We start from the raw sequence: 19,164 nt of genomic DNA, 5'->3' as shown, positions 1-19,164 counted from the left end.
AATTATGCGTTGCAAAAATATGTTTTTTAGACGAACTCTATTGTCTCTTCTTATTGGCTATTTCAGTTTACAGCAAGTAATAGCAAAAGATGAATTTGACAGCGATTTTCTACGGCATAGTGAAGATGATAAAAACATTGATATTAGTCGTTTTAATCATAAAAATGGTGTATTAGCAGGAAAATACCCTGCTGATGTCTATGTCAATGGTAAAAATAAAGGAAATTTATCCCTCACTTTTGCTGAGCAAAATAAACAAGTTGTTCTTTGTCTTACACCTGATTTGGTCAATTTATTAGATTTAAAAAAAGATGCCTATACTCAACCAATTGAAGGTGATTGCGTAGCAGCAGAAAAAACACTCAAAGGCAATTTTTCTTTTGATACTAGTTTACTTAAATTAGAGGTTAATTTACCCCAAGCATTAACCATACAGCACCCAAGGGATTATATTCCATCAACACTATGGGAAGACGGTGTTGCAGCAGCATTTGTAAATTATGATGTCGATAATTATCACTATCAATCTCAAGGTAGTAGATTTGAGCAAACTTATTTAGGTATTCGTGCTGGTGCTAATCTAGGTAGTTTGGCATTACGTCATCGTGGCTCACAATATTTTTTTAAAGAAAAAGATAGTTTAGGAAACGAAACTTCTGAAAAGAGTCACTATAGCACTAGTGAGACCTATCTGCAGAAAGATTTTGCAACTATTCGTGGTTTAGTTACTTTAGGTGATTTTTTTACTACAAGCCCAATTAATGAAAATATGGCATTGCGCGGTATTCAGGTTGCTTCAGATGATAGAATGTTACCGGCTTCGCAAAGAGGATATGCCCCTGTCATCCAGGGAGTTGCGAATACTAATGCTAGTGTGACAATACGCCAAAATGGTGTAGTTATTTATCAAACTACAGTACCTGCAGGTGCTTTCGTTATTTCTGATTTATATCCTAGCGGTTCAAGTGGTGATTTATCTGTTGAAATTATGGAAGCAAATGGTCAAAAACGTATGTTTATCGTTCCTTATGCTTCTGTTGCTCCATTAATTCGATTTGGACAATTCCGTTATCATATGTCGGCTGGCCGTTATCGTTATGGCAAGGATATTTACCCAGATAGAGTAGCTCAATTCTCTTTACAATATGGTTTATTAAATAACTTAACTCTTAATAGTGGTTTGGTTTTACATAAAAATTACCAATCTGCTTTGGTGGGGGCTGGCTTTAATACTCCAATAGGTGCATTTTCAACTGATGCAACCTTTGCAAAAACCACGTTTTCAAACTCAAACCAAACGAAACGAGGCTATAGTTTACACGCTAACTACAGCGTTAATTTGCTTTCGACCAATACTAATTTAACTTTGGCTGCTTATCGTTATTCTTCTAAAGATTTTTATACATTAAGGGATACTATTTGGGCAAATCATAGTGATTTTATTGATGATGAGAGCATTCAATATATTGAAAATTTCCGCCCTAAAAATCAGTATCAAATATCAATTAATCAGAGTTTAGGGGAAACTTTAGGATCGCTTTATCTGATAGGTTCTACTTATCGTTATTGGAATAAGACTGGTGCAAGAAATGAATATCAGCTTGCCTATAACAATAATTATAAGAGTGTCAGTTACCAATTCGGTTTTTCTCAATCAATTGATCTTGATACTAAGAATCGAGAAAACAGTGTGTATTTAAGCTTATCGATACCGTTTGGAGAGGGTAATTCAAGTCTGTCAACTAGCTTGACACATAGCAAAGAGCAAAATAGCGTACAAACTACCTTTAGTGATGCAATTGGGGAATATAACCAATTTAACTATAGCCTATCAGCTAGTACCAATGATCGTCGCGAACGTACTCTTTCAGCTAATGCTTATTATCGTAATAACTTTGCTGAATATCGCAGCACAATTAGTCAAGATCAGGATAAAAATCTTCAATATTCATTAGGTTTGAGTGGTTCAATTGTCGCACATCCTCATGGTATCACATTAGGTAATTCTGTGAGTGATAGTTTTATGATTATTCATGCTAAAGACGCGGCTGGTGCATTAGTTACCAACACAGGTCAAGGGCAAACTTTAGATTATTTTGGTAATGCAATCGTGCCTTATTCTACTCCTTATAGCATAAACTATGCTGGTATTGATCCTACAAATTTGCCAATTAATGTGGAATTTTCAGCGACAGAGAAACAGGTGATTCCAAGGGCCAATAGCATTAGTGTTGTCAATTTTGATTCTCGTATAAATACCATGGTGTTATTTAAATTACGAGATCAAGATGGTCTAATACTTCCAATGAGTGCAGAGGCTAAAGACGACGTTGGTAATATTGTAGGTTATATCGCACAAGGCGGGATTTTATTTGCCAATAATCTCAGCAAGGAGAAAGGAAAAATTACTGTTATGTGGGGAATGGACAGTAAGGCACAATGTCATTTTGACTATGTAGTGAAGTTGGATAAAAAATCGACAGAAATGAAACAGATTGATGCAATCTGTCATCGATAAAAAAGGATAAAAAATGAAAATGAAATCCATTGCATGGCTACTAGGATTTATCAGTTTAGATGCCATAGCTGGCATATGTTCATTAGAGAGCTATGGTTCGCATGATTATTTTGCACATTGCGGGATTAATCCCAATATAAATCTTATTGCTAATAATCCTAGTGCTATAGGTTTTTTTGCAAGAGATCATTTACCATTTCCATTAGTGAATTATAAACGTACCTTAACAGGTAGTCCGGTGGGGATTTTAGACCAGCGCTTAGCTCGACGAGGCGTTTGTTTTGCACTTGTGGTAAAAGGTTTTTCAAATCGTTTAAAGCAAGATGTCCTTATTAACGAAGAAGGAAAAATGAAACGAGTTTATCGTATTGATAACTCAAATGTTGGGGTTATTATTGAGGTGGGGGATGGTAAAGATTTTACTGCGATCGATCGAATTAATAATAAGGATACTTATGCCACAAATAGTTTTTGCACAAGAGATGGTATAAATATTCAAGCAAGGCTTACCCCCGTACTTTTATCAACTCAACCAATAGCAGTAGAAAAAACTATACATAATATTAGTAATGCGGCTGTAATAGAGGTGGTTAGAGCACCTTATGCTAGACCTGGTTTTGAAAGAGATTTCTCTAATTTCAGAGGCTTTAAAGGTAATACTAGAATAAATATTTCATTAACTGGTTTTTCTTTTCAGTTACAACCTCAAACTTGTAAAATAACTAGTCCGAATAATATTAATCTTAATTTACCAACAGTAGCAGCAAAAGATATTAAAGCGGGAAAACGTTATGGCGGGAAGTTTAATATTCGTATGGAATGTCCTAGAGATGTTAACGAGAAATATATTTCCACCTATATTACTTTCACAGATGCGACTAATCCTAGTAACAGAGGAAATATTCTAAGTTTAACCAAAGATTCAAGTGCTAAAGGAGTGGGAATTCAACTTTATCAAGGGGATAATCCAATCCCAATTAGTTATGGCGCGGATAGTTCAAAACGTAATAATCTAAATCAAATATTGCTAGGTAAGGATATAGATACACGCACACCACATAGCACATTTTATGCATATTATGCTCACAGCGGTGGTGTAATTACGCCTGGTACGGTAAAAGCAATTGCAACTTATACTCTTTCTTATCAATAAAAAATGGAGTAATAGTTTATCATCAATTACATTCTATGGTTCAACATTGTTCAATCTTATTAAGTCTGTATTAATTGATTTAAATAATCTATGTTTGGGTTGATTATATTTTGAGATTTTATATGTAATTGATATTAATTTGGGGATAATCTACTTCAGTCCCTAACAAAATAAGTGCGGTTAATTTTGAAAACTTTTTTGAAATTTACCGCACTTTTTTAATTTAATCTCTTAAGCAAATTTTCTCAAATTCACTAAAGAATGTTGGAAAGGTTTTGGCAGTACATTTGGGATCTAAAATTGTCACTGGTGTATTGGACAGTGCGATTAGAGAAAAACACATTGCCATGCGGTGATCGTTATAAGTCTCAATATCTGCATGTTTAAACTGATTGAGCGTAAGTGGTTGAATACGAATAAAATCTTCACCTTCTTCGACTTCTGCACCGACTTTACGTAATTCGGTTGCCATTGCTGTTAAACGATCTGTTTCTTTCACGCGCCAGTTATAAATATTTCGAATGATGGTTTCTCCTTTAGCAAAAAGAGCAGTGGTCGCAATCGTCATTGCGGCATCTGGAATGTGGTTCATATCCATATCAATGCCATGTAATTCAGCACGTTCGGCTTGAATAAAATCCTCTCCCCAAGTAATTTTTGCCTCCATTCTTTCTAATACATCAGCAAATAAACGATCGCCCTGAATAGAGTTTTTGCCAATTCCCGTTACTTTTACTTTTCCTTTAATGGCACCAGCTGCGAGAAAGTAAGATGCCGATGAGGCATCGCCTTCTACCAAATATTTTCCAGGTGAAATGTAGGATTGATTTCCCTTAACTTGAAATTTTTGGTAGTGATGGTTTTCAACATCAACACCAAAATCTCGCATCATCGCAAGGGTGATGTCAATATAGGGTTTAGAGACTAGTTCACCGATAATTTCGATTTCTGTGTCATTTTCTGCAAGTGGCGCAGACATTAAAAGTGCGGTCAAAAATTGGGATGAAATAGAGCCATCAATTTTGACATTTCCACCTTTTATCCCTTTGTTAAGAATTGCGACTGGAGGATAACCTTCATTTTCTAAATAGCGAATATCTGCGCCCGCTTGGCGTAAAGCATCGACTAAATGGAGAATCGGCCGTTCTTTCATACGAGGTTCACCCGTTAAGATGATTTCGACTTCGTGGTTTCCTTTTAAGCAAAGTGCTGCGGTTAATGGACGCATTGCCGTACCCGCATTGCCAAGAAAGAGAGAAAGATTGTTCTGTATATTGAATGCTCCGCCCAATCCTTCTATTTCACAAATAGTTTTGTCATCAGAAAGTTGGTAGCGTACACCTAACGCTTTGAGAGCGTTAAGCATATGTCGAATATCATCACTATCTAATAAATTGGTTACTTTTGTTGTGCCTTTAGCTAAGGCTGCTAAAAGTAATGCGCGATTCGATAAACTTTTAGAACCTGGTAAATTAATTGTTCCTTCAACCGCACTTATTGGCGCAAGGGTGATTTTTTCCACTACAACACCACCGTTTTATTTTTATAAACGAAAATTCTATCGTGTAAAGCAAGATCAAGGGCGAGACTTAGCACGGTTTTTTCTACATCACGACCAGCACGCATCATTGCTTCAGCGCTATAAGTATGATCCACATTAATGACATTTTGCATAATGATTGGGCCTTGATCCAATTCATTATTAATGAAATGTGCTGTGGCGCCGATAATTTTTACACCTCGTTCATAGGCTTGTTGATAAGGCTTGGCACCAATAAAAGCAGGTAAGAATGAATGATGGATATTAATCACTCTATTTGGATAACGAGCGACAAATTCAGGATTTAACACACGCATATATTTAGCGAGTACAATATAATCTGGCGTGTATTCATCAATTTTTTCAGCTAATAATTTATCGTGCTCAATACGAGTTAAGCCTTCATGACTAACCAAATGAAACGGAATGTTAAAACGCTCAACGAGCTCGCGTAAATTATCATGGTTGCCGATGACTGCTGCAATTTCTACATCAAGCGCACCATAATAATTTTTCATTAAAATATCGCCGAGGCAGTGAGCTTCTTTGGTGACTAAAATAACAATTCGTTTACGTTGTGTACTAATTAATCGACAATGCGTTCCTTCGGGTAAGCTATATTTTAGATCTTCTAATAAAGTAGCTTCGTTAAAAATACCTTCCAATTCTGTACGCATAAAGAAATGCTTGGTTTCAAAATCTACAAATTCATTATTATGCAGAATATTTAGTTGGTGTTTGTAACAGATGTTGGTTATTTTAGCTATTAGGCCTTTATCATCGGGACAATCGGTGAGTAATATTTTTTTTTCGATCATAATGTTGTGTGCTACGTTTAGATAAAAAAATAGAACCCATAAAAATGGGTTCTAGTTTCAAATAAAAAAATTAAATTTCGAAATCAGATAATGATTTACCAGAATTCAATGCATTTTGAATTGGGCGTGGTGTGCGACCTTGGCCAGTCCATGTTTTACGCTCACCATTTTCATCAATAAATGCATATTTTGCTGGGCGAGGTGGACGTTTTGCTCTAGCAGATGTTGCTGCAGTACCAAAGATCTCTTGTAATTCTTCAGGTGTAATACCTTCTTTTTCCATTAATTCTTTATATTTAGCTAAACGTTCTTTTCGCTCTGTTTCTGCTTTAATTAATTCTGCTTCATTAGCACGTTTCTCTTCAACCGCAGTTTGTAATTTTTCAAGAGCACTTTCCGCTTGTTCTAAAGTCAATTCGCGCACCGCTGCACGTAAATTACGAAGATTTGTCAAACCTTTTGCTAATTCGCTCATAATAAACCTCGATAAAATAATCTTGTGTGTGGAAAACTTATTTAATAATAGGGAAAATAATATTTATTGTAAATATCTATTTTAAATAAATGGTCGGAGCAGAGATATATCTTTAAATTCTTTTTGTTTATTTTTTATATTTTTAATTCAATCTAATAAAAAATTTTATAAAACCTGTTGGCATTTGGATTTTTTTACGGTAATCTCTTGAATCACTACAAAAGTAGAGGTGCAATCATTATAAGTATTTTTTCAGAGTGGATAACGATGAAGAAAAAAGAAAGGAATGATTGCCGAAATCAAATAGAAGTCATTTTGTTTGGTTGGTGGCGTACTTGAAAGGGGCGACACTGTCATAGTTTTTTGATTAACTATGGAGCGCTACGGTTGTTCTGGTCTTATTCTGTCCTTTGCTTTCCGTTCTCTCCATTAATTGTAGGTATCTCTTAATGGAACTTATCGATTTTTCATCTTCAGTTTGGTCAATCATTCCAGCTTTATTGGCGATTGTCTTGGCCATTGCAACTCGTCGTGTATTGGTGTCTCTCAGTGCAGGGATTATTGTTGGTGCGTTAATGTTAGGTGGCTGGAATATTGGCTCATCTTTCAGTTATCTATCAAGCAACGTGATTTCACTTGTTTATGCTGATGGCGCAATTAACTCTAATATGAACATTGTCTTGTTCTTATTATTACTTGGTGTTTTAACCGCACTTTTAACTGTATCAGGTAGTAATCGTGCGTTTGCTGAATGGGCACAAAGCCGTATTAAAGGCCGTCGTGGTGCTAAATTATTAGCTGCATCATTAGTTTTTGTTACTTTTATTGACGATTATTTCCACAGTCTTGCTGTAGGCGCAATTGCTCGCCCAGTGACAGATCGTTTTAAAGTTTCTCGTGCGAAACTTGCTTATATTTTGGATTCAACGGCTGCGCCGATGTGTGTAATGATGCCAGTTTCAAGTTGGGGCGCATACATTATTACCTTAGTAGGTGGTTTATTAGCGACTTATTCGATTACTGAATACACACCAATTGGTGCATTCGTGGCAATGAGCTCAATGAACTTCTATGCCATTTTCTCAATTATCATGGTGTTCTTTGTGGCATATTTTTCTTTCGATATTGCGTCAATGGCACGCCATGAACAATTAGCTTTGGAAAATTCTGAAGATGAATTAGAAGAAGAAACGGGTGCAAAAGGTCACGTACGTAATCTCGTATTACCTATCTTAGTTTTAATTTTTTCAACGGTTACAATGATGATTTACACTGGTGCATCAGCATTAGCAGCGAATGGTAAAGAATTTAGCATTTTAGGTGCGTTTGAAAATACTGTTGTTGGAACTTCTTTAGTTGTGGGTGGTACTTGCTCAATTCTAGTTTCTACTTTATTAATTATTATTGATCGTCAAGTGAGTGTTCCAGAATATGCACGCTCTTGGATTGCAGGTATTAAATCAATGGCTGGTGCAATCGCAATTTTATTCTTTGCGTGGACAATTAATAAAGTTGTTGGGGATATGCAAACTGGTAAATATTTATCTTCTCTAGTTTCCGGTAATATTCCAATGCAATTTTTACCAGTAATTTTATTTATTCTTGGTTCTGCAATGGCATTCTCAACCGGTACTAGCTGGGGGACATTTGGTATTATGTTACCAATTGCAGCGGCTATGGCTGCAAATGCCGCGCCAGAATTATTACTCCCTTGTTTATCAGCAGTAATGGCGGGGGCTGTATGTGGTGACCATTGTTCGCCAGTATCGGATACAACGATTTTGTCTTCAACTGGTGCAAAATGTAACCATATGGATCATGTGACTACTCAGCTTCCTTATGCTGCGACAGTTGCAGCCGCAACAGCCATTGGTTACATCGTGGTAGGCTTCACTTATTCAGGTTTGGCTGGTTTTGCTGCGACAGCGGTTTCATTATTTTTAATCGTATTTGCAGTGAAAAAACGTTAAAAATGTGATCTTGCTCAAAAATCTAAATAAAATATAAAATTTTGATAAATTTATAAAATGCGACATAAGGTCGCATTTTTTTATTTAAAAGTGTTATTTTTTTTATAAAAATCTGATTTTGTGTAGTTGTTTGATTTTTTATTCTGTTTTGTTGGTGTTTTTTAGCCGTTATGTAGACTAGACAAAAACTTTTTGCTTAGTATGATGTAAATCATTGATACAAGGCATGGGCACTTTTGAAAGTGCGGTTCGTTTTAGGAGTAAAAAATGAAGAAGTTATCTGGCGCAGAGATGGTCGTTCAATCTTTACGCGATGAAGGCGTAGAGTATTTATTTGGTTATCCAGGTGGGGCAGTATTAGATATTTATGATGCGATCCATACATTAGGTGGTATTGAACATATTTTGGTTCGCCATGAACAAGCGGCTGTGCATATGGCGGATGGCTATGCACGTTCTACAGGTAAAGTTGGATGTGTGTTAGTGACTTCGGGGCCTGGAGCAACAAATGCAATTACTGGGATTTTAACTGCTTATACAGATTCCGTTCCTATGGTCATTATTTCTGGTCAGGTCATGAGTAATTTAATTGGCCGAGATGCATTCCAAGAGTGTGATATGGTGGGGATTTCTCGTCCTGTTGTGAAGCATAGCTTTATTGTTAAAAAAGCGGAAGATATTCCCTCTATTTTGAAAAAAGCTTTTTATATCGCATCAACTGGTCGTCCAGGTCCTGTTGTGGTGGATATTCCAAAAGATACTGTAAATCCGAATTTTAAATATCCCTATGAATATCCTGAATCTGTAGAGTTACGCTCTTATAATCCAACAGTAAATGGGCATAAAGGCCAAATTAAAAAAGCATTAAAAGCACTTTTAGTAGCGAAGAAACCAATACTTTTCGTCGGTGGCGGCGCGATTGCTGCTGAATGTAGTACGCAGTTAATTCAGTTTGCACAACGGTTAAATTTACCAGTTACCTCATCATTAATGGGATTAGGCGCTTATCCAAGTACGGATAAACAATTCCTAGGCATGTTAGGGATGCACGGTACTTTCGAAGCTAATACGGCAATGCACGAAAGTGATCTTATTTTGGGGATTGGCGTTCGTTTTGATGATCGTACAACAAATAATTTAGAAAAATATTGCCCGAATGCCAAAGTGATTCATATTGATATTGATCCAACCTCGATTTCTAAAAATGTGCCAGCAGCGATTCCAATTGTTGGAAATGCGAAAAATGTATTAGAAGAATTTTTGAGTTTATTGAATGAAGAGGGATTGAAATCTCAAACAGATCTTGAAAGTTGGTGGCAAGAAATCAACCAATGGAAAGCAAAAAAATGTTTGGAATTTGACCGCACTTCTAGCGTGATTAAACCACAACAAGTTATGGAAGCGGTATATCGTCTTACTAAAGGACAGGCGTATGTAGCTTCTGATGTAGGGCAACATCAAATGTTTGCTGCGTTACATTATCCGTTCGATGAACCTCGTCATTGGATTAACTCTGGCGGTGCTGGCACCATGGGATTTGGTTTACCCGCTGCATTAGGCGTGAAATTGGCTCATCCGGAAGGAACTGTTGTTTGTGTTACTGGTGATGGAAGTATTCAAATGAATATTCAAGAGCTTTCTACCGCAACGCAGTATGGCATTCCTGTTGTCATTATTTGTTTGAACAATCATTTCTTGGGAATGGTAAAACAATGGCAAGACTTGATTTATTCTGGTCGCCATTCGCAAACTTATATGAATTCATTACCTGATTTTGTGAAATTGGCAGAATCTTATGGTCATGTCGGTATAAAAATTGCTACGCCAGATGAACTCGAAAGCAAATTGCAAGAAGCATTTAGTATGAAAAATAAATTAGTATTTGTGGATATTAATGTAGATGAATCTGAGCATGTATATCCAATGCAAATTCGTGGTGGCGCAATGAATGAAATGATTTTAAGTAAACCTCAAGAGGAGACAAACTAATGCGTAGAATTTTATCTGTTTTACTCGAAAATGAGTCTGGTGCTTTATCGCGTGTTGTTGGTTTGTTCTCTCAACGTGCTTTTAATATTGAAAGTTTGACGGTGGCACCAACGGATGATCCAACACTTTCTCGAATGACTATTGAAGCGGTGGGCGATGCTCAAGTATTGGAACAAATTGAGAAACAACTCCATAAATTAGTGGATGTGTTTAAAGTGATTAATTTGAGTGAGCAAGAGCATATAGTCCGTGAAATTGTTTTAGCGAAGGTGAGAGCAGTGGGTTCATCTCGCGATGAGATTAAACGTTTAGCCGATATTTTCCGTGGACAAATTGTAGATGTCACACCTAAATCTTACACGATCCAATTAAGTGGAACCAAAGATAAAATTGATGCATTTATTTCTGCATTGAAAGAAGAAACCACATTGTTGGAAATTGTTCGCTCTGGGTTGATTAGTGTGTCTCGTGGAGAAAAGAATATTCTCTAAAGTAGGGGCGTAAAGTGCGGAAATATTTTAATAGAATTTTACCGCACTTTATTAGAAATATATGTGTTTTTAGTTTTTTTATAAAAAAATCGTGACCAAGTTCACAAATCTAAAAATATGTATTTGCATAACTGATCGGATTTCTTTATTCTGAGGCTACTAAAAACAAGTGCTATCTTAAATAGCCGACATCTATTTTGCTTTCCGAGTAGTGCCCCATTGGGGCACTTTTTTTATTCTGTAAATAAGCATAAAAAATCCCTTTCGTGAGAAAGGGATTTTAATTATCTAAATTACATTTTTTCTACGGTTTTAATACCGAGTAACTCTAAACCTTGTTTTAAGGTTTTTTCCGTTAATAATGCCAATTTCAAACGGCTTAATTTTACGGACTCATCTTCAGAATTTAAAATTGGGCAATGTTCATAGAATGACGAGAATATGCCTGCTAGTTCGTATAAATAAGCACAAAGCACGTGTGGTGTGCCTTCTTTTCCGACAGTTTGCACAGCTTCCTCAAATTGTAGAAGTTTAATTGCAAGCGCTCTTTCTTTATCCTCTTCAAGCGTTAAAGGTACAGCTAAAAGTGCGGTCGAATTTATATCTGTTTTATTAAAGATCGAACGAATTCGGGTATAAGCATATTGCATATAAGGCGCAGTGTTACCTTCAAAGCTTAACATGTTATCCCAATCAAAAACGTAATCAGTAGTACGGTTTTTGGAGAGATCTGCATATTTCACCGCACCAATACCGACAGCCTCAATCACGGCTTCTTTTTCATCATTAGATAAATTTGTATTTTTTTCATTAATTAATACAGTGGCGCGCTCAATCGCTTCATCTAATAGATCGGCTAATTTCACTGTGCCACCGGTACGGGTTTTAAATGGTTTGCCATCTTTACCAAGCATCATCCCAAAGTTTTTATGCTCTAAAGAGAAACTGTCTGGTACATAACCTGCTTTACGAGTAATTAACCAAGCTTGTTGCATATGTTGGCTTTGGCGAGTATCTGAAAAAACAAGTGCGCGATCAGCTTTTAATGTTTCATAACGATATTTTGCTGCAGCAATATCGGTTGTAGTGTAAAGGAAACCGCCATCTTTTTTCTGAACGATCACGCCCATTGGGTCGCCTTCTTTATTTTTGAATTCATCCAAATAAACAACCAATGCACCATCATCTTCTACAGCTAAGCCTTGTTTTTTAAGATCTTCTACGATGTTTGGTAACATAGGATTATAAAGACTTTCACCCATCACATCTTTTTCGGTTAAAGTTACATTCAAGCGATCATAGTTGTGTTGATTTTGTTGCATGGTGATGTCGACTAAACGTTTCCACATCGCTCGACAATATTCATCACCACCTTGTAATTTCACAACATAATTACGCGCTTTTTCAGCAAAAACTTCATCTTCATCGTAATGTTTTTTGGCTTCACGATAAAAGGCTTCAAGATCTTGCAATTCCATTTCACTCGCATGCTCGTTTTGCATTTTTTCAAGATAAGCAATAAGCATACCGAATTGAGTTCCCCAGTCACCAACATGGTTTGCTCGAATGACATTGTGACCTAAAAATTCTAGGGTTCTCACAACTGCATCACCAATGATAGTAGAGCGCAAGTGACCTACATGCATTTCTTTTGCTACGTTTGGTGATGAATAATCAATCACGACAGTTTGCTTATCCGTAGCTTGAATGCCAAAATTCTTTTGGGAAAGCGCAGTTGAAACCTCTGTTGTTAGCCAAGTTGGATTTAAGAAAATATTAATAAAGCCTGGCCCTGCGATTTCTAATTTTTCTGCAATATCAGATAGTTGAGCATTATCTAAAACTTTTTGAGCAAATTCTTGTGGATTTAAACCTAATTTTTTCGCCGCAGCCATAATGCCATTGGCTTGATAATCGCCAAATTGTGGTTTTCCTGATTGACGAACAAGCGCATCGCAAGATTGATCTGCTCCAGCAAGAATCATAGCTTGTTTGATTTTGTCGGATAAAATAGATTGAATATTCACGTTTTTTCCTATGTTCAAATTGAATAATGAAAATAATCGGCTATGATACCGTTCTTTATGAGTTTCTCAAAGGGACAAAATGACAAATTTACAGGAAAAATCACCCGCACTTTTTTCTGATTTGGCAGAATTTGAAAAAAAAATTCAACAATTAGCTCAAATAATGTTAATTGATTTTTCAAATTATGAAATTGATCACCTTGCTGTGCGTGTAAATAATGAACAAAATGCAAAAGACTGGCTGACACTTTTATTGAAATACGGTAGAATTTTATCCGATAACGTTGTCAACGGGCGCAAGATTTATCTAATTCAGTTAGAAAAAGCAGTGAAATTTGCTAATCAGTTCGTTGATGTTATTGAACTTCCGTTCCCTAAAAATAAGGAGTATCCCGTAGAAGGTTGGGAGCATATTGAGGTTGTAGTGCCATTTTTACCGAATGAATCGATAAATGAATGGGTACAGCGTATTAATATGCGTTTTTTATTGAGCGAATTAACTCAATTAACTATTAAAGTGAGTGAGCCTAAAGTGGATGGCGAGAGATTGCCTAATCCATCTATTGCAGTAAGTTTTGTTGATAAGACATCAAATCATACTTGTATTAAGGTTCATCCTTATTCTATAAAGAAAATACTCGAGGTTTAGCAAAATGAAAAAATTATCTCTTGCATTAACGGTTTTAGCGGCTGTAGGTTTAAGCGCTTGTTCTTCTTCCCAAAAAGATGAAAATGCTTATAAAGGCCAAATCGTTTTTAGCCAAATGGAAGGTGAAAATCTTAAATTAACCATCCGTAAAAATGATTGTTCAGGTCGTCAGCAGGATGGCGATCAAGTTGAGCTTGCTCACAAGTATGATTCAACTTTAGTTGTTGGTGCTTGTGTTTTAGTATCTGATAATGGTAATACTAAAAATATTTCAACTTTTTCTCCAAGAAACTCACTTTAATTCCTTTCTAACATAGAGAATATTATATGAAAAAAACAAATATGGCATTAGCACTGTTAGTTGCTTTTAGTGTAACTGGTTGTGCAAATACTGATATTTTCAGTGGTGATGTTTATAGCGCATCTCAAGCTAAAGAAGCTCGTTCAATTACTTATGGTACGATTGTTTCTGTGCGTCCTGTTAAAATCCAAGCTGATAATCAAGGTGTTGTTGGTACACTTGGTGGCGGTGCTTTAGGTGGTATTGCTGGTAGTGCAATTGGCGGTGGTCGTGGTCAAGCTATTGCTGCAGTAGTTGGTGCGATTGGCGGTGCAGTAGCTGGAAGCAAAATCGAAGAAAAGATGAGTCAAGTAAATGGCGCTGAACTTGTAATTAAGAAAGATGATGGTCAAGAAATCGTTGTCGTTCAAAAGGCTGACGGCAGTTTTGTAGCTGGTCGCCGAGTTCGTATTGTGGGTGGTGGCTCAAACTTAAATGTTTCTGTGCTATAACTAATAGCGTTAACGCTTAATATATTATTAATCAGCGTCTTAATCAGTTAAGGCGCTGATTTTTTTATTATTAAACATACAAAAAACAATTAATTAAAAATTGCTATATCTATTCATAACATCTTAAAGATAAATTAAAGGACTAAATCCTATAATAAATATGGAATTTAGTCCTTGATATAAAATTATAATTGTTTAAATCTTTTATATTAAATAAACAATTAACGCCATGCTTTAAATTGATTAATTAACCCATTGGTTGAACTGTCATGACTTGCTACTTTTTCAGAATCTGTTAATTCAGGAAGAATTCTGTTTGCCAGTTGTTTGCCTAGTTCTACACCCCATTGATCGAAACTAAAGATATTGAAAATCACACCTTGTACGAAGATTTTATGTTCATACATAGCAATTAATGCCCCCAAGGTAAATGGCGTGATTTTTTGAATGAGAATCGAATTAGTTGGCTTATTACCAGTGAATACTTTAAATGGAACAATATTTTTTACATCATCCAAAGATTTACCCGCTTTTACAAATTCAGCCTCGACTTCCTCTTTTGTTTTTCCGAATGCTAATGCTTCTGTTTGTGCGAAGAAGTTAGAAAGCAATTTATTATGATGATCTGCCAATGGGTTATGGCTTTGGGCCGGCGCGATAAAATCACAAGGAATTAAAGTAGTGCCTTGGTGAATTAATTGATAGAACGCATGTTGTCCATTTGTACCTGGTTCTCCCCAAATGATAGGGCCAGTTTGGTAATTGTTAATGACATAGCCATCACGATCCACATATTTACCATTTGATTCCATATTACCTTGTTGGAAATAAGCCGCGAAGCGATGTAAATATTGATCATAAGGTAAGATCGCTTCTGTTTGTGCACCAAGGAAATTGGTATTCCATAAGCCAACTAATGCTAAGGTGGTTGGAATATTTTTTTCAATTGGAGTAGAACGGAAATGTTTATCCATTTCATGCGCGCCATTCAATAACTCTTCAAAGTTTTCAAAGCCAATTGATAGTGCAATTGAAAGACCAATAGCTGACCATAAAGAGTAACGACCGCCAACCCAATCCCAAAATTCAAACATGTTATTGGTATCAATACCAAATTTTTCTACATCTTTAGCATTGGTTGATAGAGCTGCAAAATGTTTTGCAACCGCGCTTTCATCTTTCGCTGCTTTTAGTAACCAATCACGTGCACTTTGCGCATTTGTCATGGTTTCTTGAGTGGTAAACGTTTTAGATGCCACTAAGAAAAGAGTGGTTTCTGGATTGACTTTTTTTAAGGTTTCCGCAATATGTGTGCCGTCTATATTTGAAACGAAGTGCATATTTAGATGATTTTTATACGGGCGAAGTGCTTCTGTTACCATATAAGGACCTAAATCAGAGCCACCAATACCAATATTCACAACATCAGTAATTGCTTTGCCTGTATAGCCTTTCCATTCCCCAGAAATAATACGCTGACAGAAATCTTTCATTTTAGCTAGCACCGCATTGACTTCAGGCATAACATCTTTGCCATCAACAAGCACTGGAGTATTAGAGCGATTGCGTAGTGCGGTATGTAATACAGCTCGATTTTCAGTACGATTGATTTTTTCACCTGTAAACATTGCTTCTTTTGCGCTATCAAGAGAGCATTCTTGAGCAAGTTGGCGAAGATGTGAAAGGGTTGTTTGATTGATGTTGTTTTTGGAAAAATCTACAAGAATTTGGTTATTGAATGTTAAAGAATAATCGTCAAAACGATTTTTTTCTTGTTTAAATAAATCTTGGATGGTGGTGTTTGACAATTCAGCTTTATGTGCTTCGAGAGATTTCCACGCATGGGTGTGAGTAGGGTTAATGTTTTTCATGGTATTTCCTTTCATTAAAAATAATCAAAATTTTAACCGCACTTTCTAGGATTTTTATTAGAGAGGGAATGAATCCCTCTTTTCAGAAAATGCAGTGATTAACAGATTAATCAACATATTCAGTTATAACACGCGGTGTTAATTTTGTAATTAGCTCATAGCTTAAAATTCCCGTGAATTTAGCTACGGTTTCAATAGGTAATTCCTTACCCCATAGAATTACTTCATCACCTACCTGATCTTGACTATCAGATCCTAAATCAACGGTTAACATATCCATTGAAACCCTTCCAACGATTGGCACGATACGACCATTCAAATAAACAGGCGTGCCTTCAGGCACATCTCGAGGATATCCATCGCCATAGCCAATAGCCACAACGCCGATTTTTGTATCATGCGAACTTGTCCAAATGCCACCGTATCCAACTGGTTCACCTTGTTTATGGTTGCGAACAGCAATCAATGATGAAGTTAAATTCATTACTGGCGTTAAACCAAACTCAGCGCCGACGGTATCAGTTGGTGAAATGCCATACATAATAATACCTGGGCGGATACATTCCAGATGAGATTCTGGCCAGAAGAGAATGCCGCCTGACGCGGCAATAGTACGTTCACCTTGTTTATCTTTTGTAGCGGATAAAAAGCGGTTGATTTGAAGTTGGGTATAATTGGATTCTAATTCATCAGCGCGGCTAAAATGGCTGACAAAGCCTAAGTGCGGTTGAATATATGGAAGTTTTTTAAGTTCATTATAGAAAAAATCCACTTCATCTAATGCAACACCTAAACGATGCATGCCTGTGTCTATTTTTAACCAAACTTTAATTGGACTTGGTAAATTTGCACGTTTTAGTGCATCCAATTGTTCGCGATTATGTACGATAGTTTCGATATTATTGACCGCTAAGACGGGCAAATCTTGTTCATTAAAAAAGCCTTCAAGCAATAAAATTGGTTTAGTAATACCATTGGAACGTAATGCCAGAGCCTCTTCTAAACGAGCCACGCCAAAGCAATCAACATTTTGTTCTAAAGTTGATGCGACAAACACAACGCCGTGACCATAGGCGTTTGCTTTAACCACGGCGATGATTTTACTATTTGGTGCTTTTTGTTTAATTATTTCTAAATTTTGTTTTAAGGCGTGCGAGCTAATTTTCGCTGTCGCCGGTTTTACATTCATTGTTATTCCTTAATAATCATCATGATATTCACGTTGTTCGGCGAGATTATCGAAGCGTGAGAATTGTCCATTAAATTTTAACCGCACTCGACCAATCGGGCCATTACGCTGTTTACCGATAATAATTTCTGCAACACCTTTATCTTCCGAGTTATCGTTATAGACTTCATCTCGGTAAATAAACATAATCAAGTCTGCATCTTGCTCAATGGAGCCTGATTCACGTAAATCTGAGTTTACAGGGCGTTTGTCTGCACGTTGTTCTAAAGTACGATTTAATTGAGAAAGCGCGACTACTGGCACTTGTAATTCTTTGGCGAGCGCTTTGAGGGAACGGGATATTTCTGCGATTTCTAGTGTTCGGTTATCTGAAAATGCGGGTGCGCGCATTAATTGCAAATAATCCACCATGATCATACTTAATCCAGCATTTTCACGATAAACTCGGCGTGCGCGGGAACGAACATCAGTAGGCGTTAGGCCTGAAGAGTCATCGATATAAAGATTATTTTTTTGCTTGAACATCCCAACTACGCTAGCAATTTTGTTCCACTCGATCTCATCTAAATTTTGACCTGTTCGGATTTTAGTTTGATCAACGCGAGCAAGTGATGCGATCATACGCATCATAATTTGTTCTGCTGGCATTTCTAAACTAAATACTAAAACAGGTTTTTCACTTGCCATTGCGGCATTTTCGCAAAGGTTCATGGCGAAAGTAGTTTTACCCATTGACGGACGTGCCGCCACGATAATTAAGTCAGAAGGCTGTAAACCTGCCGTTTTTTTATCAAGATCAGTGAAACCGGTCGTAATGCCCGTTACGCCTGAATGATTTTCAAGTTTGCTCAAAATATCGATTTTTTCAATAGTACTTTCCAGAACATTGATCACATTTTGTGGACCTTCGCTAGAAGTCGTCCGTTTTTCTGCAATCGCAAATACTTCACGCTCTGCTTCATCAAGAATTAACTTGATGTCTTGTCCTTTGGGAGAATAGCTATTTTCAGCAATACGATTTCCTACCGAAATAAGTTCTCGTAATATGGCTTTTTCTCTCACAATATCCGCATAAGCCAAAATATTAATGGCGTTCGGAGTATTATTGGAAAGCTCTGCTAGATAAGCAAACCCACCCACTTCATCGCTTACACCACGGTTTCTTAAGGCTTGATCTAGCGTAATTAAATCAATAGGCGATTGATTACGCATTAGATGTTCCATTTCTGTAAAAATTAGACGATGCTGAAAAGTATAAAAATCGTCAGCAATCACACGTTCAGCAATACCATCCCAATGTTGATTGCTCAGCATGATGCCACCCAACACGGCTTGTTCAGCCTCAAGTGAGTGCGGTGGAATACTTATTTGTGCTGTTTTTTTGTCAGAAGATTTGATTTGAGGTTGTGATGCCATAGGACTTATTTCGATACTAGAATGTCGTCTATGATACCGCAAATATCTATTGGATTTAAGTGAAAAGTGCGGTGAAAAAAGGAAATAAAAAACGGTGGAAAAATCCACCGCTCTTTCATTTTAAAGTATTCATATTGTTGATTATTCAACAATTAATGTACGACATACGTTGGTTTGTGTCGCACCTTGACCACCGTGAGTAACAAGCACTAAATCACCAGTAGATAAGTAACCTTTTTCTTTTAATGATTGAAGTGCTACTTTTG

General features: G+C 36.6%; 15 protein-coding genes and 1 riboswitch. Of the genes, 8 read left to right on the top strand and 7 right to left on the bottom strand.

Annotated features, from left to right (window positions below; genetic code table 11):
* Positions 1-40: 40 nt before the first annotated feature.
* Positions 41-2,518: a fimbria/pilus outer membrane usher protein gene (locus tag AAX18_RS07695; RefSeq protein ID WP_230599572.1), complete on the top strand. Its 2,478-nt coding sequence runs from the start codon at positions 41-43 to the stop codon at positions 2,516-2,518.
* A gap of 13 nt (positions 2,519-2,531) precedes the next feature.
* Positions 2,532-3,671, top strand: coding sequence for a fimbrial protein (locus AAX18_RS08630; RefSeq protein ID WP_052748878.1), 1,140 nt, complete (start codon positions 2,532-2,534; stop codon positions 3,669-3,671).
* 223 nt (positions 3,672-3,894) lie between these two features.
* Here the strand turns inward: AAX18_RS08630 and aroA are convergent, their stop codons facing one another.
* The 3 genes from aroA to AAX18_RS07675 form a co-directional block, all read right to left on the bottom strand.
* On the bottom strand, positions 3,895-5,193 hold the full coding sequence (gene aroA, locus AAX18_RS07685; protein ID WP_046953471.1) for a 3-phosphoshikimate 1-carboxyvinyltransferase: 1,299 nt from the start codon (positions 5,191-5,193) through the stop codon (positions 3,895-3,897).
* Positions 5,193-6,029, bottom strand: coding sequence for a formyltetrahydrofolate deformylase (gene purU / locus AAX18_RS07680; protein WP_046953470.1), 837 nt, complete (start codon positions 6,027-6,029; stop codon positions 5,193-5,195). The genes aroA and purU overlap by 1 nt, the downstream gene beginning before the upstream one ends.
* Positions 6,030-6,099: 70 nt before the next feature.
* A complete protein-coding gene (locus AAX18_RS07675) occupies positions 6,100-6,504 on the bottom strand; it encodes an H-NS histone family protein (RefSeq protein WP_046953469.1) in 405 nt (134 codons plus the stop codon).
* A 216-nt stretch (positions 6,505-6,720) separates the two neighbouring features.
* Positions 6,721-6,896, top strand: a riboswitch (Lysine riboswitch).
* A gap of 57 nt (positions 6,897-6,953) precedes the next feature.
* Here AAX18_RS07675 and AAX18_RS07670 point away from each other — a divergent pair.
* The 3 genes from AAX18_RS07670 to ilvN all read left to right on the top strand — a co-directional run bounded on the left by AAX18_RS07670 (position 6,954) and on the right by ilvN (position 10,954).
* Positions 6,954-8,474 (top strand): Na+/H+ antiporter NhaC family protein, encoded by a 1,521-nt coding sequence (locus AAX18_RS07670; RefSeq protein WP_046953468.1) that lies wholly within the window; start codon positions 6,954-6,956, stop codon positions 8,472-8,474.
* Positions 8,475-8,741: 267 nt separating this feature from the next.
* Positions 8,742-10,463 (top strand): acetolactate synthase 3 large subunit, encoded by a 1,722-nt coding sequence (locus AAX18_RS07665; protein ID WP_046953467.1) that lies wholly within the window; start codon positions 8,742-8,744, stop codon positions 10,461-10,463.
* Complete coding sequence (ilvN, locus tag AAX18_RS07660; RefSeq protein ID WP_005626246.1) at positions 10,463-10,954, top strand: acetolactate synthase small subunit; 492 nt, start codon at positions 10,463-10,465, stop codon at positions 10,952-10,954. Before AAX18_RS07665 ends, ilvN begins: the two co-directional genes overlap by 1 nt.
* A 293-nt stretch (positions 10,955-11,247) precedes the next feature.
* Here ilvN and argS read toward each other — a convergent pair whose 3' ends face one another.
* Complete coding sequence (gene argS, locus AAX18_RS07655) at positions 11,248-12,981, bottom strand: arginine--tRNA ligase (protein WP_046953466.1); 1,734 nt, start codon at positions 12,979-12,981, stop codon at positions 11,248-11,250.
* A gap of 79 nt (positions 12,982-13,060) precedes the next feature.
* On the opposite strand from argS, the gene AAX18_RS07650 reads away from it, so the two are divergent.
* Genes AAX18_RS07650 through AAX18_RS07640 form a run of 3 tightly spaced genes read left to right on the top strand, consistent with a single transcriptional unit; the run spans position 13,061 to position 14,422 of the window.
* Positions 13,061-13,630 (top strand): VOC family protein, encoded by a 570-nt coding sequence (locus AAX18_RS07650; protein ID WP_046953465.1) that lies wholly within the window; start codon positions 13,061-13,063, stop codon positions 13,628-13,630.
* A gap of 4 nt (positions 13,631-13,634) precedes the next feature.
* The gene (locus AAX18_RS07645; RefSeq protein WP_046953464.1) at positions 13,635-13,931 is read left to right on the top strand and encodes a hypothetical protein; all 297 of its coding nucleotides are present in this window, start codon (positions 13,635-13,637) and stop codon (positions 13,929-13,931) included.
* 26 nt (positions 13,932-13,957) lie between these two features.
* Complete coding sequence (locus tag AAX18_RS07640; RefSeq protein WP_046953463.1) at positions 13,958-14,422, top strand: outer membrane lipoprotein; 465 nt, start codon at positions 13,958-13,960, stop codon at positions 14,420-14,422.
* Positions 14,423-14,643: 221 nt separating this feature from the next.
* Here the strand turns inward: AAX18_RS07640 and pgi are convergent, their stop codons facing one another.
* The 3 genes from pgi to AAX18_RS07625 all read right to left on the bottom strand — a co-directional run bounded on the left by pgi (position 14,644) and on the right by AAX18_RS07625 (position 18,907).
* On the bottom strand, positions 14,644-16,293 hold the full coding sequence (gene pgi / locus AAX18_RS07635) for a glucose-6-phosphate isomerase (protein ID WP_046953462.1): 1,650 nt from the start codon (positions 16,291-16,293) through the stop codon (positions 14,644-14,646).
* Between the two features lie 106 nt (positions 16,294-16,399).
* Positions 16,400-17,482, bottom strand: coding sequence for an alanine racemase (gene alr / locus AAX18_RS07630; protein WP_046953461.1), 1,083 nt, complete (start codon positions 17,480-17,482; stop codon positions 16,400-16,402).
* Between the two features lie 9 nt (positions 17,483-17,491).
* Entirely contained in the window at positions 17,492-18,907 is a 1,416-nt protein-coding gene (locus tag AAX18_RS07625; protein WP_268988379.1) for a replicative DNA helicase, read from the bottom strand.
* Between the last annotated feature and the right edge of the window lie 257 nt (positions 18,908-19,164).

Origin of the sequence: Haemophilus haemolyticus (assembly GCF_001008205.1) — a bacterium.
Classification (GTDB): domain Bacteria; phylum Pseudomonadota; class Gammaproteobacteria; order Enterobacterales; family Pasteurellaceae; genus Haemophilus; species Haemophilus haemolyticus_Q.
The sequence above is the reverse complement of the archived record's forward strand: the minus strand, read 5'-3'. Positions and strand labels throughout refer to the sequence as shown.